This is a genomic window from Corynebacterium sp. (assembly GCF_030532195.1).
Classification (GTDB): domain Bacteria; phylum Actinomycetota; class Actinomycetes; order Mycobacteriales; family Mycobacteriaceae; genus Corynebacterium.
The window spans coordinates 344,148-365,579 of sequence record NZ_JAUNLP010000002.1; the positions used below are offsets into that span (position 1 = coordinate 344,148).

A 21,432-nucleotide genomic window follows, 5' to 3' on the forward strand; every position below is an offset into this window, starting at 1 on the left:
GCGTTAATTCCTACCTTCTACTGTGCTTATCGGTCAGGATGTATTTTTCTTTCCGGCGAAAAGCAATGCGGCTTGGTCCCACAAGAGTGGCGGGAAAACCAGCGACTTCACCGGCTGTATCTACACGCTACTAATTTCATGGGCACCTCGCGGGTGCTTTGCAGTACTTTTCACCCGATTTGCCCGAATCTCGTGTTAGAAAATTCAGGCCGATAGGTATTCCGGAAACCGCCTAGTACTGCATACGCTTTTCCAGCGCCTTTTGGATATCAGTGAGTTCTTCGCGCGAAGAACTAGCGAATTCGCGCAGCTCATGCCCACCGTTATTTTCGAGTTCTTCCCACTGACCGAGAACCTTTTCCAGGCCGCCCTCCATCAGTGTCAGGTACGCCATGTCCGCGTGCGGGCCTTCCTCGTTTTCCAGGCGGGTAATCGTCTCACGGTCGAGTCTGGACTCCGAAGGGTCGACATCGACGCCCAGGGCCTTGACAAGCTGAGCCTCTTGTTTAGCACAGACAGGCTCGGCCTCCTGCGCAATCTTGCGGGTTTCATCGGAGACCGTCTCCTTCGAGATCAAAGTCTCCGATGCCTGCCGAAGTGCCGCCGTATCTGCGGCTAACTGAGCCAAATTGTCGCGGATAGCGACGCTGGAAGTGGCTGCCCCAGTAGCTTGACCTACGCGCCCGTTGTCATCTTCCATGGCTGCCTCATCACCGTCGCTGCAGGCGCTAAGGCCCACTACGAGCACAGCGGCAAGCGCCAATGACCCTAGGCGCAGCTTGTGGCCCCAGGAAGAAGACACAGTTCCCTCCTGTAAGTCAGCTGCCCTCTCGCTTACTGAGTGCGTGAGCATTAATCCACCTGCAGCTCACCCATGCGATCCCAGTCCTGCTTGTCCGGCAAAACCTGCGACACAATCTTCGGAGTCTCAACGAGCAGCGGCTTCATGGCCTCCAGGCCCTTGGCAAAGTGCTCGGAGTTGACGTGTGCCTCACCAGCATCGTCATCGAATGCCTCGATAAGGATGTACTGGTTGGGATCCTCGACACTGCGAGACCACTCAAACCACTTGTTACCAGGCTCTGCACGCGTTGCGGCAGTGAACTCGGCGACGTGGTCCATCCATTCGTCAGCAAACTCCGGCTTTACTTGGTAATTCACAACGATAAAGATCATGCCGACCACTGTAGGCGCGTCATGTTCGATTTGCACCCCTGCTCAGACCGTGTCTTGCCACAAAATTCCAAATATCGGCACAACTAGACATAAAGATAATGTCGAGTGAATTTTTCCTTCAGCTTCTCCTTAGCTGACGGTTATATTGGGTCTCATGATGAACGCTCCGCTCATTTTGTCCTACGGCGATAAGACCCCACGCATTCACTCCAGCGCTTGGATTGCACCGGGCACCATCATCATCGGTGATGTGGAAATCGGTGCCGATAGTTCTGTCTTTTATGGTTCCGTGCTCCGCGGTGATGTCGCGGAAATTCGTATTGGCGAGCGCACCAATATTCAAGATAACTCCACTGTCCATGTTGACCGGGGTGTGCCGACCATCCTGGGTAACGATGTCACTGTCGGCCACATGGCCCTCGTCCACGGCACCACAGTCGAAGACGGCTGTCTCGTTGGCATGAAGTCGACACTGCTATCACGCTCCCGCATCGGCACCGGCAGCCTCATTGCCGCAGGTGCTGTGGTGCTGGAAGACCAGATTATTGAGCCTGGTTCGCTGGCTGCAGGTGTCCCAGCCAAGGTCCGCCGTCAGCTCACAGCCGAAGAATCCGAAGGATTTATCGCTCACGCCGGCCGCTACGTCGACGCTGCTTCCCAGCACCGATTCCTAGACCCAGTGAACTTGGACATGGTGACTTTTAACTAGGCCACGGAGCCATAATCGTTTGATGTCGGCACCGCGAAGGCCCTCCACCATTAACAGGTGCAAGTTAAAAGAAGCCGATGGAAGTTCCAGGAACCACGCCATTCGTTGTATTCGAGTGCGGTGAAGTGGGTACACCTGAATCGTATTAAACCTAAAGTTTTACCTAAGATACCTCCCATGGGTTTTTTGAAGGTCATCAGCGCAATCGGCGCTACTGGCATCGTCGCCGCAGTTGCTGTGAACGCTGTTGCAGAAGAGTCACCTGTCCCAGTCGCTACTGTGGAACGCGTTATCGACGGTGACACTATTGACGTCCAAATCGATGGCGAATTAACTCGCGTGCGACTGCTAAATGTAGATACGCCTGAGATTGGACGGAACGGGAGGCCTTCAGAATGCCTGGCACTCGAAGCGAAGTCCTATCTTGAAAGTCTTCTTCCAGAAGGCAGCACCGTTGAATTGCAATTCGATGTGGAGAAGCACGATAAGTACGGTCGCACGCTAGCCGGAGTCTACAAAGATGAGCAACTAGTCAACGCACAGATTGCACAGGAGGGCTTTGGCACACCTATGCAGGTCGGAGCCAACAGCAAGTTCTATTCCGCTGTGCGCCAAGCAAGTGATTCTGCGGGACACCAAGGCATCGGTGTGCATAGCCTTGACACAGAGTGCACCATCACCAATTCTGACACCCTTGACCCGGTGGAACAGGCTCGAGAAGCACTAGAGATTGCACGTAACCAGAGTCTGTCGGATTTGTCTGATGACCTGTTATTGACAGCTGTCGCTCAGGTTTACAGGACAATTGATCATTCAATCGACTCGCTCGACCGACTGCGTGAAGATATCACCTCACCATCTATTAAACTCACCCGTCCGCAAAAGCAGCTCTTTTCGAATGAGATTGACGCTCTCACCAACGAGCTGAAGGCAGAAAGAAGCAATATCGCTACTACTGTCAGAAAAAAGCAGGCGCGCCGAGATGATGCTTATTCGTCCGACTCGCTCGCTATCGATGATGAGATGAGTACGCATAACGATGCTTCAGGTGTCGAGGTTTCCGCCCCTGATGTTCCTCAAACAGTATCGTCCGACCAAAACACTCAAAATGACCAGTGGAATAATTCACCCAACCCACCGGCCGCGGAAGCACCTGAGTACACTTCGACACCCGCATATACACCGGCACCCGCATACACTCCGACGCCGCAGCCGCAGACACAGCCGGAACCGGCCCCTGCACCCGCCGCGCCAGTAGATACCTACACCGGGTGCCGAGCCTACGGGGGAAATTATGCTTTCAACAGCATCGATAATCAGGGGCGGCCATACGCAAAAATTGATTGCACGACGAAGCAGCAGATTGGCTAAGCACCTTGTGATTGAGAGTTTCCGTTGCTGCCTGCCGACTCCTGTGCAGGCAGAAGGCAACGATTCATCTCGCAGGCAAAGGACTCTAAAATCTCCCCTATTCCCTACTTCCCAATCCCAATCGACCATGCCACTCGAATGGTTGCAGCATCGACATCATCTCCCAGAGCTTTCTGCATGCGCTCGAGGTCATCAGAGTCCATATCATCGGGAAGCGGAACCTGGAGGGGGCTGAACCGGCGGGCCAAGATGGAGCACATCTTAAACCTATCGAGGCGGAACGTCCGCCAGTCCTCTCGGAGTTCATCCCATGCGAGCACGTAAGGCCGACCAAGCTCAACAATGCGCACCGGTCGGATAATCCGTGCCGTCGGCTCATCATTGCGATTGCCATAAAGTATGGACAAGCAATGCCCCTCTGCGATACCAGCTCGGACCAACTCCAGGTGCTGCTCAAAAGAGTCCTCATCAGTAAGGTAATCACGAACCGAGGGGTCGCTTGAGACGAGGCGGCCACTATCTGCGGGAGCAGCATCCAAATTATCGGCGGAGTCCATCCCCGGACCGTTAGGCAATAGCATGATGGCTTCGCCTCCCTCAGGCCATTCGACGCGCCAATCGTCCTGACCTGCCTCGTAGATGTTCACTAACCGAGTGTCGAAAATATCCGCACGACGCACATTCAGCCCATTCGGCCCAGTCAAGAGGCTCGTCATTAGATCGGCCGTTGTGCATTGCTCGGAGGCGTACACGTTAAACACAGCCTCTGTATTTAGCGCTACCTCCGGGTTTGTCCAGGACTTGTCAATGTCCTCTACCGATCGCCTATTAACGCGTTTTAATATGGACTCCGGGATTCTCGAGTAGATCTCCTCATCGAAGCGGTCAAGATTGACATTGCAACCATCGAAATCAACTTGACAGTTGTCGAGGCGTCCGACCAGGACCTTACCGTGAAGGTTTTGCAGCACGTACGCGACCTCGTCCGCATCGTCCCCTTTTTCATCGCAGAGTTCCTCGAGCCAGTCGGGGCACGGGAGGTAAATCATCGACTCTCGCCCGATATACCCGTGTACTGACAGAAATCGGCACCCGCTAAACGGATTTCGATGCACCTCGGGCATCCACACATGCAACGCAGTGACTACGGGCTCTCCATAACCACGCTGTTCAGCATTTACCTCACGAGTAAGCAGCTCCTCGAAGCTTGTCCCAGTGATGTCGGTTTTTGCGCAAAGCTGGCAATCTACAGCTGCATAGTGGGCAAGCGATTCGAATCGTGTGTCCACACTAATTCCTGCGCCCCATGCCATCGTCGGCAACGACATTCCAAACAACACACGACGCCACTCCGGCATCGTCTCAGCCTGAGTTGTCAGACACATCGTCGCGCGGGCATACTCCCCATCGTCACTGAAGACTTCTAGAGCTCTGTTTGCCGATGCCCACTGCGCTCGCGCCGGTCGATTCATCAAGGTTAGCAGTGCCTTATGACTGCTACTAACGGTAAAACCGAGGCAACCACCGATGTCAGTAATGACGCGACCAAAGTTAAATTCCTTGTTGGCATCATGAAAACCGCTGGAAAGCGGGTAGGTACGCGCTGAAGGCACACCGGCCCGAGCTACGCCCCCATCATGCAGCCAATCCATGTCAATTGCAATAGGAAATTGCAAGTGCGATGACTCGAAGCTGCCGCCCCATTCCAACGGCAGGAAGTGCCCGGTAAACAGTACGTCTCCGGTGACCATCGCGCCTACCGAGTATGGTTCGACCGATTCGAAGGACCCCGGAGCAAACGGGTGCGGTGCGAAGCAACGCAAACGCTTCCCATTTTTGAGCTCCAGGATTAGCTCCCAGAAATCTTTATCTGTCATCCGGTTATGGTGCCGCGTCGCATCGACCAGGAGGCCAGAAATTTCTTCCTCTGGGCCGGTGAGATTCGACAGCTCCGTGCATTTCACCCCTGTTTCTTCCTCAGCGTCCTCGCACGATCCAAAGCCACTTGCCTGCAGTTGCGAGCGGGTGACGCGAACAGAAGAAGCGTCGAAAAGCGCACTAAGTGCGAGATATCCGAGCTGGCCGATTGTGGATTTCAAGGGCGGCACCAAGCACTCAGGTCCCTCTATGAAGCTTTCCATCAGAGAGTCCAGAATCGTGTACTCACTTGGTCCCTCGAACGGGTCGGACAGATGCAGGTGCGCTCCAAGGTTAAGCGGCACGTACTTCAGCGCTGCCTCAATCTCAGAGGAATCCCACACCGTCGGCGAATCCTCATCAAGTCGCTGCAGATCGACTTGCAGCGTGGACGAAACTGATTCGGCTTCGTAGCCTTCTTCGAATGGAATAAGTCCCACACTGTCGAAGAAGCACTGACCTAGGTTGCCGTAATTCTCCCCACCATCGACAGCCGCGACAAAGGTTAGCTCCTTATTATCGTGGGAAAGGAACCCCGGCACGACACTCGCAAACCCCACGGTGACAGTCGCACCCGACGAATCCACTGCCATCCTTGTGAACAGCGGACGCCCGCTTTCGCTCCCCTTCCAAGAGAGCGAATCAACTCCCGTTACCTCGCCCCGACTAAAGACCGCATCCAGGGAGGTGTACGCCTGTTCCCAGTCCTTGCTGGAAATATCGAATCCAACCGATGCACCATAATTCGCGATTTGTGCCATAGCTTGCCTCCTGCGATTCACTGGGGGCTCTCACCTACACACCGTCTGCGTCGCTTTCCGACACGGCCTTTCACGACCTTGGCCAGCGGTAATGCCCCTCGAGCAATGACATCTGCACTTTATATTTAAGCCCGGATTGAACTACAGCGAGGTATTCGAACACACATCCACAGCTGCACATGAAGCCATTGAGGATCTCAAGTGTGTGCTTGGTAAACGCCTCTTGGACTTTTCAGATTGGCCCGATATTCAGAAGTATCTGTCCTCGCAGCTACTAAACGACCGTGGCTCCAGCATCAGCCATCTCGGCCAGCGCTTCCTTGCCACGCTCCGCATCCACGGCCGCGACCTGATTGCTGAGGACACGGACGGCAAACCCCTCCTTCAGACCATCGAGAACAGTGGCGCGAACACAATGGTCAGTCGCAATTCCGATGACATCAATTTCTTCGATGTCAGAGGCGCGGAGTGCGTCGGCAAGCGAAACGCCCGCCTGCGTGGTGCCTTCGAATCCGGAGTACGCGGCGGCGTGCTCGCCCTTCGTGACATCGATACGCACGGCGCTGGGATTGAGCTGCTCGAAAAATGCGATGGCGCGCTGCATGCCGGGATGAATCTCAGCGCCGGGTGTGCCCGCGACGCAGTGCTTCGGCCAGGTATCGACGAAATCGGGGTTGTCGGAAAAGTGGGTACCGGGGTCGATGTGGTTGTCCCTGGTAGTGACGAGCACATCGTACTTATTGGCAGTGCCTGCGACATGCACATATGTCGCGGTGTACGCGGCTTCAGCTCCCTTGACGGCTAGCGCGCCGCCTTCAGAGAAATCATTTTGCGCATCGACAACTACCAGCGCCATCCGCGGACGCGGTTCGTGTTCCTGCTGCTCGGCGTTGGCAGATTCTGCAGCAGATTCCCCGGCAGAACCCTGGTTGGAACCCGCGGTGCCCTCGTTGACCTGTCGGTACATCTCAGAAAAGGAAGCGTTCATGCCCTATATCTTGCCACGAGTGCGAATGAGCGAGCCTGGGTAGATAAATAGAGCAGGCGTCGCGTAACCAGCGCCGTGCAATCAGTACCGTGCAACCAAGAGCGAATCCGGGGCAGCAGTTAAAATTGTCCCGATATTGGCGACGAAAGTGTCGTCTGAATTTTCACATTCGAATTCCGGAAACACGAATCCACAATTTTTAAAGGAGACCTATGGCAGGCGGACTAGTTGCACTGCTTGATGATGTCGCAACGATTGCGCGAGCGGCAGCGGCATCGGCGGATGATATTGCTGCAGCGGCAGGCAGGGCCAGCGCGAAAGCCGCCGGTGTGGTGGTCGATGATGCTGCGGTAACGCCGCAGTTTGTCAAGGGCGTGTCGCCGAAGCGAGAGCTGCCGATCATCTGGCGTATCACTAAGGGCTCGCTCGTCAACAAAATTGTCATTATTCTGCCCATTGCGCTGCTGCTCAGCCAGTTCCTGCCGTGGGCACTGACGCCAATTCTTATGCTCGGCGGCACCTACCTCTGCTTCGAGGGCATGGCAAAAGTGTGGGAAAAGATTGAGCACCGCATCTCACCTACCCAAACTGATGTTGAGCGCATGGAGGCGGCGACGAACCGCACGCCGCAGGATGAAGACTCGTTGGTGAAGTCCGCTATTTTCACCGACCTGATTCTCTCTGCGGAAATCATGGTGATTTCGCTCAATGAGGTTGCTCATGAGCCACTGCTCAACCGAGCTCTCATTCTCATTGCCGTGGCGCTTCTCATCACTTTCGCGGTCTACGGTGTGGTCGGCTTCCTGGTCAAAATCGACGACATTGGCCTGTACCTGCAGGGCAAGGACAAGTCTGCGACCAGCAAGTTCGGCTCCGCGCTGGTCAAGGCAATGCCCGTTGTGCTCACCACCATCGGTATTGTCGGCACGTTCGCCATGCTGTGGGTCGGTGGTCACATCATGGTCGTTGGCCTTGATGAGCTGGGCTGGCACCTGCCCGCCGAGCTTGTGCACAGTCTTGAAAACCTTGTGTCCGGCGGCTTCCTCACCTGGTTGGCCAATACCGCCGGTTCGCTGATCTTCGGTGCCATCTGGGGCGCCATCATCGTTGCAATCGTCCGCCTCGTGCGTCGTCTCCGCGGCAATGACGCAGAGGATGCAGAGGGCACGAAGAACGCAGAAGAGGCGAACGCTGCTTCCTAAACCGCAAGAGGCTTAGGAACTTTAGGAATATGTGACGGTGCCGTCGACATATACCCATCGTCGGCCACGGCGGGTGAATCGTGAGCGCTCATTCATCACACCCGCGCCATCGCGGTCTGCAAAGGCGGCTTCAAATTCTACGATTCCCTCACGGTCCTCTGCCCCGCCGTCGACCGTGTCAATAATGCTGAGCCCCTCCCACTGAACACCGTCGTCCAAGTTGATAATCTCCGGCCGGTACCGCGGGTGCCAGGTCCGCCAGATGTAATCGGCCTCATGCGCCGCATAGGCGCTGTATCGCGCGGCCATCAACTCAGCGGCGGTTTCGGCTTCACGCTCACCACGGTGCAACGGAGCGCAGCACTGCCCATACAGGCCACCGCCACACGGACACGGATCGGAATCGGCTATACGCACGCGGTTGAAGAATGCATTAGTCTTCCGCACTGCCTGCCCCTCCCCTAACTCAGACACTTTTGAAACACGTTCTTACATAACTACCAACCGACTGCCCGCACCGCTAGTCGGGCAGTCGGCTCGCACAGGCGCGACGCTTTCTTCATCACGCCTGCTTAACGACGTCTACCGCGTCTCCCTCGGCATTCCTTCCGCGAACCCAGCTGCGGACTGCACCCCGACCACAGCGCGCTCGGCAAACTGCTCAATGGTGGCCGAACCAGCGTAGGTAAATGATGACCTCACACCGGAGATGATGCGGTCAACCTGGTCTTCGACTCCTTCACGGCCTGGCTCCAGGTAGATTTTCGCGGTAGAGATACCTTCTTCAAACATTTCCCGGCGCGCCTTTTCAAACGCTTCCACCTGCGCATTTCGACTTTCGACTGCGCGGTGGGACGCCATGCCGAAGGACTCCTTGAACATGCGGCCATCGGCATCCTTTTGCACATCCCCCGGGGACTCAAAGGTGCCTGCGAACCACGAGCCAATCATGACGTTGGAAGCACCCGCCGCAAGGGCAAGTGCCACATCCCGCGGGTCCTTCACGCCACCATCGGCCCACACGTGGACTCCGCATTCCCGGGCTGCCGCAGAGCATTCGAGCACCGCGGAAAACTGTGGGCGCCCCACACCTGTCTGCATGCGGGTCGTGCACATCGCGCCTGGGCCCACACCGACCTTGATGATGTCCGCTCCCGCCGCGGCCAAATCCCGCACACCATCGGCGGTGACAACGTTGCCTGCAGCAATTGGCACTGGTGGGTTGAGCGCACGGACTCGTCGTAAAGCATCGAGCATCGAGTCCTGGTGACCGTGCGCGGTGTCGACGACGAGCACGTCGGCACCGGCTTCGAGCAGTGTCGTTGCGCGACCTTCGACATCGCCGTTGATGCCGATTGCAGCACCGACGCGAAGCTTGCCCTCGGCATCGACGGCGGGGCGATAGAGCGTGGCGCGCAGTGCGGCCTTGCGCGTAAGAATGCCCACCAGCGTGCCCTCGGCGTTGACCACTGGCGCAAGCTTGCGGCCTGAGGCGGTGAGCATATCGAAGGCATCGCGGGGCTCGGTATCGTCGGGCAGCGTGAATAGCGAGGTGGACATAAGTGCGCCGACCTGCGCAAAGTTATCGACGCCCTTCAAATCGCGAGCGGTAATCAGCCCCACTGGCTTATCGTCCTCAACCACCACCGCCGCTCCATGCGCGCGCTTTGGCAGCAGGTGACGCGCGTATCCGGCAGTGTGGTGCGGCTTGACGACAATCGGGGTGTCAAAAACTAAATGCGCACTCTTTACCTTGCGAATTGTCTCAGCGACGATGTCTGCCGGTACATCCTGCGGGATAATCGCGATTCCGCCACGCCGGGCGATGGTCTCTGCCATGCGGCGACCGGAAATCGCGGTCATGTTGGAAACCACGATGGGAATGGTCGTGCCGGTGCCGTCATTGGTGGTCAGATCGACACCCATGCGCGATCCCACCGATGACTTCGACGGGACCATAAAGACATCGCTGTAGGTCAACTCATAGGGTGCGGACTGATTGTTCAAAAACTTCACATCCCCCAGGATAGAGCCCCAATACAGTTCTGCACGACGGGAAAACCTTACGACAGCGTAGGTTTTCCGTGGTCAGGCGGTGAAAAGTGAATTTATGAACTCGTGTAACTTAACCAGGGTGACACATCACAAATCTTCTACCCCCAGCTCTGTCGACCTCACCGAACTTGTAGAGGCGCTGAGCACCGGTGCACTGACCACCGACGCCAGCGTTATCGAGTCCTACTCCAAGGACTATTCGCTCTACTCCCCTGTGGGAACCGCGATTGCGCTGGTGCGTGCGAAATGCGTTGAAGATGTACAGGCGACCATGCGTTTTGCTCACGCGCACAACATCCCCGTGGTGCCACAGGGTGCTCGCACTGGTATTTCCGGTGGCGCCAACGCCATCGATGGTGCAATTTTGCTCAGTGTCGCCAAGATGAATCGCATCCTGGAGATCAACCCAACCGACACCTACGTCACGGTCGAACCGGGCATCATCAACCAGGAGCTCAAGGATGCGCTGCGCCCGATGGGACTCTACTACCCGCCAGATCCAGGCAGCGTCCGCATTTCCTCCATTGGTGGCAACATCGCCACCAACGCCGGAGGTCTGTGCTGTGTAAAGTACGGCGTCACCCGCGATTTCGTGCGCGAAATCAAGGTCGTGCTTGCCGACGGCACCCTCACCCGCCTGGGTCGTAAAACTGTTAAGGGTGTCGCTGGCCTTGACCTGTGTGGGCTCTTTGTCGGTTCCGAGGGAACGCTTGGCGTCATCGTTGAAGCCACCTTGAGCCTGGTCCCCCTCCCCGCCGCACCCGTGACGGCCGTTGCGACGTTCCCCAACGAAACCGCCGCTGCCACTGCAGTGCGTGAATTCATGGGCCAGGGCTACCGTCCGAGCCTCATGGAGCTCATGGACGGCATGACGCTGACCATGCTCAATGAATTCGGCGATTTCGGCCTGGAGGACTCCGCAGGCGCAATGCTGATTATGCAGTCCGACTCCGCCACCGCCGTCGACGACGTGCGGAAGTTCGAAGAGGTCGCGCGTGAAAACGGCGCCCTCGACGCTGTGCACAGTGATGATCCGCGCGACTCGGAGGACCTCGTCGCCGCCCGTCGTTCGGTGCAGCCCGCCTATGAAACGTACAGCCGAGCTCACGGTGGTGGACAGCTTCTCGACGATGTTTGCGTGCCACGAACTCAGTTGCCCGCATTCTTCCGCCTACTCGATGACATCCGGGAAAACACCTCGGTGACGATTTCGATGGTGGCTCACGCTGGCGATGGCAACCTGCACCCAGCTGTCTTCTTCGATGCCACCGATGCGCAGTCCACTGCGGAGGCCGAGCGGATTTTCGGCGAGATTATGCAGCTCGGCTTGGATTTGGGTGGCACAATCACTGGTGAGCACGGTGTGGGGTCGTTAAAGAAGGCGTGGTTGCCGCGCGAATTGGATGAGGGCAATCGCAGGCTTCACCGTTCGGTCAAGGATGCCATTGACCCCACCGGAATTCTTAACCCCGAGAAGATGCTGGCGGATATCTGATGAAAACACCGATTCAGGACTACCTAGCAAACATTGTCGAGGACGTCCGCCTCGACAATTCAGGTGAGGTGGCAACCTACATTCCAGCGTTGGCGCAGGCGAATCCGGACCGCCTAGCGCTGGCCATGACGACTGTGTTTGGCCGCACTTATACCGCTGGCGATGTCGATACTGAATACACCATTCAGTCCATGTCCAAGCCGTTTGCCTACGCCGCGGCGCTCGAGCATCACGGCAGTGAAAACGTTGACCGCATCGTCAACACTGAACCTTCTGGCGAAGCCTTCAATGAGTTATCTCTAGAACAGGGCACGCACCGACCGAAAAATTCGATGATTAACGTCGGCGCATTGGCGGTCAATCAGATTGTCTGCCGCCCAGGCGAGAACTGGAAGGTCAGGACCGACCACATGGTCGACGTCCTATCCGCCCTGGCCGGTCGGCAGCTCTCGGTGGACTACGACGCCTACGAAAGTGAAATGGACACTGCTCATCGCAATATGTCCATCGCTCACATGCTGGCCGCCTACGGTTTCATCAACACCACCCCGCACGATGCTGTACGCGGATATACCGCACAGTGCTCCGTGCTGGTCAATACTCGCGATGTCGCAATGATGACGGCAGTGCTGGCCAACGGTGGAGTCAACCCCGTGACTGACCAAAAGGTGCTCAGCCGCGACGTTGTGCGCAAGGTGCTGTCGGTCATGGCTATTGCCGGTATGTATGACGAGGCCGGTGAGTGGTTCACGGAGGTCGGTATTCCCGCTAAGAGCGGGGTGGCCGGCGGACTCCTCGGTGCCCTGCCTGGTCAGGCTGGCATCGCCGCTTTCTCCCCGCGTCTCAATGACCACGGCAACAGCGTTCGCGGTATTGCCATTTTCCGTAAGCTGTCCGAGGACCTCGGTCTTCACATCATGGATCCGGATGCGATTGGTTCCCGCGCGCTGCGTGGCACCCGCGTCAAGGATGGTCGTTCCGTCATTGAGATTCAGGGCCCAATCAACTTCACTGCGGCCGAAATTATCCTCAATCGGTTGGCGACTAACCCACCGTCGCAAAGCGAAATCGTTTTCGACGTCAGTCGCGTTGGCTATGTGAACCCTGTGGGCCGAAAGCTGATTCTGGAAGCGATGCGGCGCCTGAGCGCAGACGGGAAGGAGATTCTGTTCTACGACCCCGAGGGTGTGCTGCCGAATCCGGATATGGGCAATGGTTCGCTGCCCGTGATCGTGCAGGAAGTTTAAAGGTCAACAGTTAGTAATTGACGCTTCCCTCTCCTAGAAGCGTGACGTTTACTAGTACGCAAAGTTTCTTCACAAAACTGGAATAGAAAGAGGCAGGATGCAGGTCAGCGACGTAGCTCTCATCTTCGAAGGCGGCGGCACGAGGAATAGTTACACCGCACCATTTGTTGAGCGCCTGCTCCGCGAAAAAATTGATGTCGGCTGGGTCGGCGGCATCAGCGCTGGCGCCACCCACGTGGTCAATTACCTCTCCCGCGATATCCACCGTTCTGAAGAGTGCTTTGTTGACTTCATCGCCTCCCCCGGCGCAGGCGGCTGGGGTCCTATGCTGCGCGGTCGCGGCTACTTTGATGCTGAATATATTTATGAAGCAGCAGGGCTTCCCGACGGCGCAATGCCCCTGGATTACAAGACCTTCAAGGAAAACCCCATCCCCTACCGCATTCCGGCAGTTCGTGCCGACACGGGCGAGACGGTGAATTGGGGGCCGGACGATATCCCTGATCTGGACACTTTGATGAAGTATACCCGCGCCAGCTCGACCATTCCGGGCGCGATGCGCATTCCCATTATTGATGGCATCCCCTATGTCGATGGCGCGCTGGGAACATCCGGCGGTATCGCGCTCGATGCCGCGGAGGCCGATGGCTTTGAGAAGTTCATCATTGTGCTGACTCGCCCAAAGGGCTTCCGCCGTGTGCCGCCTTCCCGCCCACATGTGATTCGCCGAATCCTGCGTAAGTACCCCGCTGTTGCGGAAGCGATTATTACCAGGCATGAGCGCTACAACGCGACCCTCGACCATGCCATCGAGCTCGAGCGACAGGGCAAGGCCTACATTTTCTACGCCAACAACATGAGTATCAGCAAGGCAGAGCGAAAACTGCCAAAGCTGAAGCATAATTATGACCTCGGCTTGGCGCAGACGAATTCAGAGTGGTCGGCGATCCGAGAGTTCATGGGCATTTAACTTGAAGAATGTGGGAATAGATGAAGGCTTACCGTTCGGGCGAGCGGCTTCTGGCCGCCTACCTTTCAACGATTACAGGTTTCATTGATGCCCTGGGATTCATGTATCTCGGCGGGTACTTTTTGTCATTCATGTCAGGCAATACAACGCGCTTGACGACGGGGCTTACCGAGGGCGACCTGGAAGTGGTCGGCAAAGCCGGTGGATTGATGATGCTCTTTCTCATCGGCGTGGCCATCGGTGCCCTCATCAGCCAATTGGGAGAGCGTCACCTGCCGCCGACGCGCACCCGTGAAGCTATTTTGCTATTTATTTGCCTGACCTCGGTCATTGCTTCTATTGGTGTTGTTGTCGGAAACCCAACCCTGGCGGTTTTGAGCCTCTCGTTTACTGTCGGTGCCATGAACTCAACGTTCGAACGCGACGGTGAGGTTTCTATTTCGCTGACCTATATGACCGGCACACTGGTGAAAATGGCACAGCGCTTTGTCGGTGCTTTCTTTGGCGAATCCCACCGCGGCTGGCTAATGTATCTCACCCAATGGGCAGCCCTTGCCCTCGGCGCCATCATCGGCGGCTTTAGCTATGTGCATCTAGGTCTTTACTCCGTCTGGGTGGTAACCGGTTTATTGATTGCCGGCACCGTCGTTGCGCTGGCCTATCGGCAGTGGCGCCGCAACCGCCGATTGCCGGTTTAAAGTTAGTCTGCGGAAAGTTTTTGCGTTACAGCCCTTGCCAGCACCGTTAACCTTGTGTTAACCTTTTGTGCATCACACCGCCTCGTTCGGTGAGGCTCCTGTACGCACACAGGCCACTGGTCTGCAACGTGTCGAGAGATGGCTGCAGGCTAGGACAGATATTCCCGGCGTAAGGGTTTATCCAAAGTGGCTCCACTTGGTTACGGCGTACAGTGCCAAAGCTCTTACGTGGAGGGGTCTCAATCCCACCGGCACGGGTAACCCCCGCTGTTTCGGTATACGGATTCCGATTGGGTTCGGTCTTCAGTGCCAGTGACCGTATTTCAATACGAGAGTTTCTCTCGTTCGCCCCTCGTAGGAGGTGATGGCCACCACTAGCCGGCCATCGAGTCTTCTAAGTACTCGTGCTCAAGAATTTTATATTTCCTACTTCTGGTTACCGATTGTGCGGTCTTTCGCTGTTCAATCGACCTTTCCAGTGCTCCTGAAAGGGGGATTCACTATGGCACTAAATTCCATGTCCACCATGCTCAACCGCAAAACTGCATTCAACCCGTACAACCTGCTGGACGATACCGTCGGTCAGCACATGACCGAATCTTTCATTCAGGTTCCGGCAGATCTCACCGTGCGCGAAGCCATTGACGCTAACCCGTCGATGTTCGCCAACGCCGATGAAAACCGGACTGTCTTCCTCACTGATGAAGAGGGACTTCTCTTCGGTGCCATCTCCCTGCGGGAAATGCGTCGACAGGACGATGACACTCCACTGACTAATATCAGCGGCCCAATCAGGTACTTCGCCAAGGCGGAGCAAACCGCAGAAAAGTGTGCAAAGCTGATGCACAAGAAGGGATTGACCGATCTGCCAATTGTGCGCAGCGGCAAGCTCATCGGTGTGCTGACCGCTAACGAGGCCGACATCATTTCGCCACGGAAGTCCTGCAAGAAGTCGCACGGTACTTCTCGCCCATTCTTGTCATTTTTCGGACTGAGCCGCTAAGAAAGCCACCCAACTCAATATTCTCTGTAACTGAGGGAATCTCTGATTTCTCCTGAAATCCCTACTGCCGTGCGGGTATTTTCAAAGAAAAATACACCAGATAGCGCGTGCCGCGTGGGGATATACAGGAGGAATGCCAAGTGACCCGAGACTGGATTCGCGTAGCCCTAGGTATGTTTGTGGTCGCATTCGGCGCAAACCTATTCGCGCCGTTGCTGCCTGCGTACCGCATGGTCGATAGCCTGAACCAGTCTCAGGTCACTTTTCTTTTTGCCATTTACGTCGCGGGCCTAATTCCCGCGCTCCTTATCGGCGGCCCCATTTCTGACCGTATCGGGCGCCGAGCAGTGATTCGACCAGCACTTATCACAGCCGCTATCGGCTCGTTGGTCTTACTCACCGGCGTGTGGTTCGAGTTTGCCTCGCTCATGGTCGGCCGCCTCATCATCGGTATTTCCATGGGCATGGTCATGGCCGCTGGCGCGTCCTGGATTAAGGAAGTTGCACCCGTCGCACCGCAAATCTCGGCTCGGCGCGCAACCATTGCCCTGTCCGCCGGATTCTCCTTAGGACCACTGGCCTCCGGGCTAGTCGCCGAGTTCGCACCGCGTCCCGACGTCATTCCTTACCTCGTCCACCTTGCGCTGCTGCTCATCATCGCACCGCTGACCTGGAATGCCGCAGGTGGTCTACCACCCGAGGATGCCAGCCAAGCCTCTTCCCGCTACTTCTCCCCGGCAATCCTCAGCCCGAGGTTCCTCTGGGCCGTCGCTGCCTGGGCACCGTGGGTTTTCGGCTCGGCCTGCACGTCCTTCGTCGTCCTGCCAACAATCGCCGACTCCCGCTACCCCATCGCCTTCGCCGGACTCATCGCCTGCATCACCATGGGCACCGGTGTTCTCGTCCAACCGCTGGCCACCCGCATTAGTTCCAGCAGTTTTATCCCACCGGCGATTTTTGGTCTGGGCTTGACGACGGTCGGACTGTTGCTCAGCATTGTCGTCGCACGAACCGAAAACGTGTGGAGCGTTTTCCCCGCTGCCATTGCACTCGGTGCCGCGTACGGCGTGATGATGGTCTCTGGCCTCCGCGAAGTCCAGATTATTGCCCCACCTGCGGAATTGGGTGCTGCCACCGCAATCTTTTACTCGCTGACCTACGTTGGCTTTTTCGCACCTTTTGTCATTTCCTTCGCAGCACCGGCATTCGGATTCGTGCCAGTTTTCATTTTCGGCACCGTTGTTGCGTTGATTTCCATGTATCCGGTGGCGAAGGTGGCGCAGGCTTCGGTTGCTGCTGACTAAGGCCGTCGTAAAGCGGAAATGTCGCGAAAAATTTACATTCTCGCAGAGCGCACGCCCAGTTGCTCTTGTATTCTTTCATTCACCTAAGTACTTCCAGGGCTATGAAATGGGGAATCATGAAGCGACGCAACTTGGAAATGTGGAAGAAAATTGCGACTAAGTCTGTCGTAGCGGTAACAAGTGTCGCGTTGCTGACAGCGTGTGGCGCTGGCGAAGATAACGCTGATGGCGGCTCCGCCGTCGACTCGAGCGGAGACTCCGACAAGGGTGTGACGGATAAGGTGGCTGACGCCTTTGACTCGACTCCTGAGGCATCGGAGGATCAGCTGCTGCTGACCAATGAGGTTCAGGGCACGACTTTTGAGAAGACCTCGGATACTTCATTCGACGAGGTTGTCGATCAGTTCGATGACGAGAATATGAGGGTCGAACCGGCCGAGTGCAGCAACATTGATAAAGAGCGCGAGCAGTTTAAGCAGCTGACCAGCGCCAGCGGTGAGTTCAAGGACGAGAATGTGGTAATCAGCATTGCACTCACTAAGGACAAGGACGTCCACAAGTCTTTCGTCGACGATATTGAGCGCTGCCCCGAGATGACCGTCACTGTGCACAATGACGATCTCTTGAAGGATGCCATGCCTTCCGACGAGGAAATGCAGAATCTTTCGCCGGAAATGCAGGACATGTTTGACGGCCTGGAGATGGACAGCACTATGAAGCTACATCGTCAGGATTGGGAACCGGAGCTTTCTTCCAAGCCACAAGACCTGAAAACAACGGAAACGACGGTCAATTCATCTGTCGCCGGTGTTGAGTCAAACAGCGTGAGCTATGACATCATCGGTGTGGTCAATGGCGTTGTCGTCATGGTCAGTGCAGCGCCGGTTGCTGACATGCCAGATGTGGACCCGAATGCTCCCGCAGAGGCCATCACCATGGAAGATGCCTCCCCGGAGGCAAAGGAAGCGGCAAAGAAGCGCGCTGCTGAGGTCTTCGACGCTCAGGCCAAGAAGATTGAGGACGCCGACTAGCGGCCAACTCGCGTTTTCAAAGGCTTTCCAGCGCGCCCTGGAAAATTAAAACTCGGTTAGTTCCTGCACTTTTGGACTCCAGAATGCCGCCCGCGGCGCGGTGAGAGCCTTAAAATGCGGGGACGTAATCTCATCGAGGGCCCGAATGTATTCCGGCACAATATCCCGTGGCAGCCGCAGGCCCATCGTCAGATGGGGAATCCACCGATAACCGCGGCCATCGGGATTGAGCTGACTCAATTCGCGAGCTGCTTCTTCCAGCTCATCGGTTGTCTCCAGCAGCCATGCGACGGTCTGCTTGCTCTTCGTACCAAACACGACAGTTCCGACACGGCGAAACTCAGCAGGCATTAGTGGTGGCAAGATCTTTGCGGCCCTGGAAATGACGTCTGTGCTCATCGTCGGCGCGAATGTGACCGTGATGTGCGGAGTTTGGTTCTGCTGCGGGAAGCCGCGCTCGGCGAGCTGGCGAAAAATATCCCTGACTGTCTGCTCCTGTTCAGGTGCAAGATACATCAGAATGTTGTCAGGAGATACCATGACGCCGCTTTAAGCTCCTCCCCTATCTGTCGCCGCTTACTCTCGCTGCCTTTGTTTTCAATTTCGCCCGCACACTGTATTAAATGCGCACGGGCTTATATCTGTGCCCAAAGCATAGCGCGGAACGCAGCAAAACAATGTGGGAGCAACCGAGCAGCCGGGAGCGCCTCTAGTAAAGAGGATTAATAGGCGCTGTCGACATAGCCCATGGATAACATTATTACCCCTGTTCAAAACATCTTTTTTATGCGATAATGGGGCTAGATTGTCGCTGCTTTAAACGTCGCTGCTTTAGACACTGCCGGAGCTCTCCCGCATTTGCGGCTCAATTCCGGCCGGAACGAGGGGAAAGAAGGAAACCATGGCTGCACAGGACAAGACAAACGCTCCCTGGAAGAAAAGGAAACTAGTTAAAAGCAACGCTAATTTCAGCCCTGCGGAACTCGCTGATTTGCTGGAAACTATTACCGGTCGCATCCGAGCTGGTGAAATGACCTTGGGTAATGGTGATGCCGCACTGACCATGACCATGCCATCGTCGTTTCAGACGACCATGGAAGTAATCGATTCCAGGAAGCGCGCAGGCATCGAACGCGAGCTGGAACTGGAGATTGCTTGGAATATCGATGAGGATGGCAACCCCGTCGATAAGCCGGGTCCAGCTACTGGCTTCGCCGTTTCCTAGCACTTTAATTGCTGACCGACGTTTTCCGTACGAACCTAGTCAAGCTAAAGGGCGACTTCAGAATCATCTTCCGAAGTCGCCCTTTGGTCTTGGCGCTTAAGCTTTGCCCTACGCCTTGAGCACGTAACGCAGGATTTCTACCACCTGCTCGGTGGTCGTGCACCATGCCTGCGCAGCAGCATCAACTCTCTTGAGCGGGTGGACAATGCCCTCGCCAGATAACTTTCGACTGTCGCGATTCTTCCAAACTCCCTGAGTTTTGGTCCTCCGCAACTGGCTGCGAAATCACCGCCGACTACTGCGATTTCGCACGACGCGCCTGATTCGGATTTACACTATGCCAAAGCAGTTAGCGCAGGCTGCATTTTCTCAATTTCGCTATTTGCCAACCTGGTTGTGAGTTATCCGAGTCAAGGAGTTCACAATCATGTTGAAGTTTCGTACTGCCGCTGAGAAAGCGGATTTGATCACGGAATACATTGCCGTGCCACATGGAAAGAAGGCCCAGTGGCGACAAGAGCATAACTTGTCGGCCAATGACGTCTGTAAGTTAAAGCCTCAGTACTTCGGCGGGGACTTGGATTGTAATCTGACTCCGCGCACAATAGGTTCCATAGACAAACCTTCAGCGCGCCTTGTCCAACTCGAGCGGTTGCCTGCCCAGCGTGAGGAAGAAATCGAGCGGCTGCACAGTGAGCTGGACAAGGCCAAACCAGGTCAATGATGTGCTGGGAAAAGCTATCGCGCTCGTGGAAAAGTACTCCGACCCCAACGGGCGCACCCCGAACACACCACATTCCTAGAAGCCGAAAACACCCTCGTTGGTGAGCTGACGACAATCTTGCGTTCCCGACGCCAGGCTCTGAAGCTGCTGGGCATTTCTACAGGGTCGTGGCACTACCGGCGTTTCGGTGATCCCCGCCGGGCTGCTTCCCCCCATCCCGCAAAAAGCCCGCCGGCAACCCCAGCATCTGACTGATCAGGAAGTCGACACGATCAAGCAGCTACTGCACGACGGGTGGGCAAAAGGCTTGTCCACCCACACGATTTGCCGACTGGCAACTGACCGTGGCGAACATGTCGCGTCCCCGCGCACGTTCGACCGCATCGCAACAACACTGCGCCGCCGCCCACCCGCGCCCACACCGCGCAGAAAGCCGCAGGTGAAAGTGCCCCCGGTTGTCGTGGCCAATCATCCTGACGCGGCATGGAGCTGGGATATTACCGATCTGCCAGGCGAATTCGTCGGGCAACGCTACAAAGCCTATGTGGTCACCGACATCTACTCCCGCAAGATCGTGGCCTTTCGAATCGAGCAACGCGAATGTCAAAGAAAGGCTGCAGCGATGTTCGCCCAGGCGTTTTCCCCACACCACTCCAAAAGTGATGCACGCCGATACCGGTGCCGCGATGATCGCCGGCGCGGTCACCGACGTGTTCCACGCCCACGGGGTTGTTGAATCTCATTCCCGGCCCAGGGTGTCCAACGACAACCCTTATTCAGAAGCGGTATTCGCGACGATGAAAACCTACGCGAGCTACCCCGGAATATTTACCAGCCTGAACCACGCCAGAGCCTGGCGTGCGCCCTGGATCGAAAGCTACAACACCACGCATTTGCATTCCGGTATCGGCTACTACAGCCCCGACGAAGTCTACACCGGCACCTGGCAAACACGCCGCCAAGTGCGCCAACACGCGCTAGATGCCCACTACGCTGCTCACCCCGAGCGCTACCACCGGCCACCACAAGCCCCATCCCCCAACCCAACCGTCGGCATCAATCTTTCACCACCAACGACTCACAACAGGTTGACAAATACCGTTTCGGCGCGGTTTTCCTCCTCTGCCACGTCCAAGTCGTACTGAGTCTGCAATCCAAGCCAGAACTGGGGACTCATTCCGAAAGATTTCGCCAAACGAAGAGCCGTGTCAGCGGTAACAGCGCGCTTGCCATGAACAATCTCGTTAATTCGGCGAGGGGGGAACACCGATGGAGACGGCGAGCCTGTGCTGGGTGATTCCCATCTCCTTAAGAAAATCCTCCATGAGGATCTCGCCCGGGTGAACCGGGGGGGGAGCTTGTCAGAGGTAGTCAACGATTAGCTGGCGAAGCTTCCGCAGCGCCACTGAGTGAATGCGGGAATCGATTGAGCGTACCCGCTCTCGATTCCACAGACGCTCAGTGTCCTTATCAGCGAACGACTGAATCATGCTCGACCCTATCCCCCGTTACCTTGTGAGTGTCCCTGATAATGGGGATAGTCGCTGGTCCCGGTA

21 protein-coding genes, 2 pseudogenes and 1 riboswitch are annotated in these 21,432 nt (G+C 56.3%); of the genes and pseudogenes, 13 read left to right on the forward strand and 10 right to left on the reverse strand.

Going from position 1 to position 21,432, the window contains the following annotated elements:
* Positions 1-232: 232 nt before the first annotated feature.
* Both Q4E11_RS04305 and Q4E11_RS04310 read right to left on the reverse strand, forming a co-directional pair.
* On the reverse strand, positions 233-802 hold the full coding sequence (locus Q4E11_RS04305; protein WP_303163939.1) for a hypothetical protein: 570 nt from the start codon (positions 800-802) through the stop codon (positions 233-235).
* 50 nt (positions 803-852) lie between these two features.
* Positions 853-1,176 carry a putative quinol monooxygenase gene (locus Q4E11_RS04310; RefSeq protein ID WP_303163940.1) on the reverse strand — a complete coding sequence of 108 codons (324 nt, stop codon included), beginning with the start codon at positions 1,174-1,176 and terminating at the stop codon, positions 853-855.
* A gap of 154 nt (positions 1,177-1,330) precedes the next feature.
* Between Q4E11_RS04310 and Q4E11_RS04315 the strand changes: the two genes are divergently transcribed.
* Positions 1,331-1,885, forward strand: a complete 555-nt coding sequence (locus Q4E11_RS04315) for a gamma carbonic anhydrase family protein (protein WP_303163941.1) — start codon at positions 1,331-1,333, stop codon at positions 1,883-1,885.
* A gap of 177 nt (positions 1,886-2,062) precedes the next feature.
* A complete protein-coding gene (locus Q4E11_RS04320) occupies positions 2,063-3,256 on the forward strand; it encodes a thermonuclease family protein (RefSeq protein WP_303163942.1) in 1,194 nt (397 codons plus the stop codon).
* Positions 3,257-3,360: 104 nt separating this feature from the next.
* On the opposite strand, the gene Q4E11_RS04325 is transcribed toward Q4E11_RS04320, so the two are convergent.
* A complete protein-coding gene (locus tag Q4E11_RS04325) occupies positions 3,361-5,934 on the reverse strand; it encodes a YafY family protein (protein ID WP_303163943.1) in 2,574 nt (857 codons plus the stop codon).
* Positions 5,935-6,208: 274 nt separating this feature from the next.
* A complete protein-coding gene (locus tag Q4E11_RS04330; RefSeq protein ID WP_303163945.1) occupies positions 6,209-6,922 on the reverse strand; it encodes an isochorismatase family protein in 714 nt (237 codons plus the stop codon).
* Between the two features lie 212 nt (positions 6,923-7,134).
* On the opposite strand from Q4E11_RS04330, the gene Q4E11_RS04335 reads away from it, so the two are divergent.
* Positions 7,135-8,124: a DUF808 domain-containing protein gene (locus Q4E11_RS04335; RefSeq protein WP_303163946.1), complete on the forward strand. Its 990-nt coding sequence runs from the start codon at positions 7,135-7,137 to the stop codon at positions 8,122-8,124.
* 21 nt (positions 8,125-8,145) lie between these two features.
* On the opposite strand, the gene Q4E11_RS04340 is transcribed toward Q4E11_RS04335, so the two are convergent.
* The gene (locus tag Q4E11_RS04340; protein ID WP_303163947.1) at positions 8,146-8,571 is read right to left on the reverse strand and encodes a YchJ family protein; all 426 of its coding nucleotides are present in this window, start codon (positions 8,569-8,571) and stop codon (positions 8,146-8,148) included.
* Between the two features lie 135 nt (positions 8,572-8,706).
* Entirely contained in the window at positions 8,707-10,140 is a 1,434-nt protein-coding gene (locus Q4E11_RS04345; protein WP_303163948.1) for a GuaB1 family IMP dehydrogenase-related protein, read from the reverse strand.
* Positions 10,141-10,258: 118 nt separating this feature from the next.
* On the opposite strand from Q4E11_RS04345, the gene Q4E11_RS04350 reads away from it, so the two are divergent.
* The 7 genes from Q4E11_RS04350 (at position 10,259) to Q4E11_RS04380 (ending at position 17,927) form a co-directional block, all read left to right on the forward strand.
* A complete protein-coding gene (locus tag Q4E11_RS04350) occupies positions 10,259-11,674 on the forward strand; it encodes an FAD-binding oxidoreductase (protein ID WP_303163949.1) in 1,416 nt (471 codons plus the stop codon).
* Positions 11,674-12,921 carry a glutaminase gene (locus tag Q4E11_RS04355; RefSeq protein WP_303163950.1) on the forward strand — a complete coding sequence of 416 codons (1,248 nt, stop codon included), beginning with the start codon at positions 11,674-11,676 and terminating at the stop codon, positions 12,919-12,921. The genes Q4E11_RS04350 and Q4E11_RS04355 overlap by 1 nt, the downstream gene beginning before the upstream one ends.
* 97 nt (positions 12,922-13,018) lie before the next feature.
* Positions 13,019-13,891, forward strand: coding sequence for a patatin family protein (locus Q4E11_RS04360; RefSeq protein ID WP_303163951.1), 873 nt, complete (start codon positions 13,019-13,021; stop codon positions 13,889-13,891).
* A gap of 20 nt (positions 13,892-13,911) precedes the next feature.
* Positions 13,912-14,589 carry a YoaK family protein gene (locus tag Q4E11_RS04365; protein WP_303163952.1) on the forward strand — a complete coding sequence of 226 codons (678 nt, stop codon included), beginning with the start codon at positions 13,912-13,914 and terminating at the stop codon, positions 14,587-14,589.
* A gap of 74 nt (positions 14,590-14,663) precedes the next feature.
* Positions 14,664-14,830: riboswitch (M-box (ykoK) riboswitch) on the forward strand.
* Between the two features lie 261 nt (positions 14,831-15,091).
* The gene (locus Q4E11_RS04370; RefSeq protein ID WP_303163953.1) at positions 15,092-15,592 is read left to right on the forward strand and encodes a CBS domain-containing protein; all 501 of its coding nucleotides are present in this window, start codon (positions 15,092-15,094) and stop codon (positions 15,590-15,592) included.
* 140 nt (positions 15,593-15,732) lie between these two features.
* The gene (locus Q4E11_RS04375) at positions 15,733-16,896 is read left to right on the forward strand and encodes an MFS transporter (RefSeq protein WP_303163954.1); all 1,164 of its coding nucleotides are present in this window, start codon (positions 15,733-15,735) and stop codon (positions 16,894-16,896) included.
* A 116-nt stretch (positions 16,897-17,012) separates the two neighbouring features.
* The gene (locus Q4E11_RS04380) at positions 17,013-17,927 is read left to right on the forward strand and encodes a hypothetical protein (protein WP_303163955.1); all 915 of its coding nucleotides are present in this window, start codon (positions 17,013-17,015) and stop codon (positions 17,925-17,927) included.
* Between the two features lie 45 nt (positions 17,928-17,972).
* Here the strand turns inward: Q4E11_RS04380 and Q4E11_RS04385 are convergent, their stop codons facing one another.
* Positions 17,973-18,467, reverse strand: coding sequence for a 2'-5' RNA ligase family protein (locus tag Q4E11_RS04385; RefSeq protein ID WP_303163957.1), 495 nt, complete (start codon positions 18,465-18,467; stop codon positions 17,973-17,975).
* 361 nt (positions 18,468-18,828) lie between these two features.
* On the opposite strand from Q4E11_RS04385, the gene Q4E11_RS04390 reads away from it, so the two are divergent.
* Positions 18,829-19,152: an amphi-Trp domain-containing protein gene (locus Q4E11_RS04390; protein WP_303163958.1), complete on the forward strand. Its 324-nt coding sequence runs from the start codon at positions 18,829-18,831 to the stop codon at positions 19,150-19,152.
* 108 nt (positions 19,153-19,260) lie between these two features.
* Here the strand turns inward: Q4E11_RS04390 and Q4E11_RS04395 are convergent.
* A pseudogene (locus Q4E11_RS04395) lies at positions 19,261-19,365 on the reverse strand (YtoQ family protein); the annotation flags it as partial.
* 214 nt (positions 19,366-19,579) lie between these two features.
* On the opposite strand from Q4E11_RS04395, the gene Q4E11_RS04400 reads away from it, so the two are divergent.
* Together Q4E11_RS04400 and Q4E11_RS04405 are read left to right on the forward strand one after the other, a co-directional pair.
* Positions 19,580-19,876: a hypothetical protein gene (locus tag Q4E11_RS04400; RefSeq protein ID WP_303163959.1), complete on the forward strand. Its 297-nt coding sequence runs from the start codon at positions 19,580-19,582 to the stop codon at positions 19,874-19,876.
* Between the two features lie 662 nt (positions 19,877-20,538).
* Entirely contained in the window at positions 20,539-21,021 is a 483-nt protein-coding gene (locus tag Q4E11_RS04405) for an integrase core domain-containing protein (protein ID WP_303163987.1), read from the forward strand.
* Here the strand turns inward: Q4E11_RS04405 and Q4E11_RS04410 are convergent.
* Together Q4E11_RS04410 and Q4E11_RS04415 are read right to left on the reverse strand one after the other, a co-directional pair.
* A pseudogene (locus tag Q4E11_RS04410) lies at positions 20,955-21,201 on the reverse strand (HigA family addiction module antitoxin). The gene Q4E11_RS04405 and the pseudogene Q4E11_RS04410 sit on opposite strands and share 67 nt — an antisense overlap.
* 36 nt (positions 21,202-21,237) lie before the next feature.
* Complete coding sequence (locus tag Q4E11_RS04415; RefSeq protein WP_303163960.1) at positions 21,238-21,366, reverse strand: hypothetical protein; 129 nt, start codon at positions 21,364-21,366, stop codon at positions 21,238-21,240.
* Positions 21,367-21,432 lie beyond the last annotated feature (66 nt).

Excerpts from the sequence above, each read along its gene's own strand:
- Q4E11_RS04390 (WP_303163958.1), top strand. The coding sequence starts at position 18,829 with ATGGCTGCACAGGACAAGACAAACGCTCCCTGGAAGAAAAGGAAACTA.
- Q4E11_RS04385 (WP_303163957.1), bottom strand. The coding sequence starts at position 18,467 with ATGGTATCTCCTGACAACATTCTGATGTATCTTGCACCTGAACAGGAG.
- Q4E11_RS04335 (WP_303163946.1), top strand. The coding sequence starts at position 7,135 with ATGGCAGGCGGACTAGTTGCACTGCTTGATGATGTCGCAACGATTGCG.
- Q4E11_RS04315 (WP_303163941.1), top strand. The coding sequence starts at position 1,331 with ATGATGAACGCTCCGCTCATTTTGTCCTACGGCGATAAGACCCCACGC.
- Q4E11_RS04320 (WP_303163942.1), top strand. The coding sequence starts at position 2,063 with ATGGGTTTTTTGAAGGTCATCAGCGCAATCGGCGCTACTGGCATCGTC.
- Q4E11_RS04310 (WP_303163940.1), bottom strand. The coding sequence starts at position 1,176 with ATGATCTTTATCGTTGTGAATTACCAAGTAAAGCCGGAGTTTGCTGAC.
- Q4E11_RS04370 (WP_303163953.1), top strand. The coding sequence starts at position 15,092 with ATGGCACTAAATTCCATGTCCACCATGCTCAACCGCAAAACTGCATTC.
- Q4E11_RS04365 (WP_303163952.1), top strand. The coding sequence starts at position 13,912 with ATGAAGGCTTACCGTTCGGGCGAGCGGCTTCTGGCCGCCTACCTTTCA.
- Q4E11_RS04360 (WP_303163951.1), top strand. The coding sequence starts at position 13,019 with ATGCAGGTCAGCGACGTAGCTCTCATCTTCGAAGGCGGCGGCACGAGG.
- Q4E11_RS04330 (WP_303163945.1), bottom strand. The coding sequence starts at position 6,922 with ATGAACGCTTCCTTTTCTGAGATGTACCGACAGGTCAACGAGGGCACC.
- Q4E11_RS04400 (WP_303163959.1), top strand. The coding sequence starts at position 19,580 with ATGTTGAAGTTTCGTACTGCCGCTGAGAAAGCGGATTTGATCACGGAA.
- Q4E11_RS04405 (WP_303163987.1), top strand. The coding sequence starts at position 20,539 with ATGCACGCCGATACCGGTGCCGCGATGATCGCCGGCGCGGTCACCGAC.
- Q4E11_RS04380 (WP_303163955.1), top strand. The coding sequence starts at position 17,013 with ATGAAGCGACGCAACTTGGAAATGTGGAAGAAAATTGCGACTAAGTCT.
- Q4E11_RS04355 (WP_303163950.1), top strand. The coding sequence starts at position 11,674 with ATGAAAACACCGATTCAGGACTACCTAGCAAACATTGTCGAGGACGTC.
- Q4E11_RS04415 (WP_303163960.1), bottom strand. The coding sequence starts at position 21,366 with ATGATTCAGTCGTTCGCTGATAAGGACACTGAGCGTCTGTGGAATCGA.
- Q4E11_RS04325 (WP_303163943.1), bottom strand. The coding sequence starts at position 5,934 with ATGGCACAAATCGCGAATTATGGTGCATCGGTTGGATTCGATATTTCC.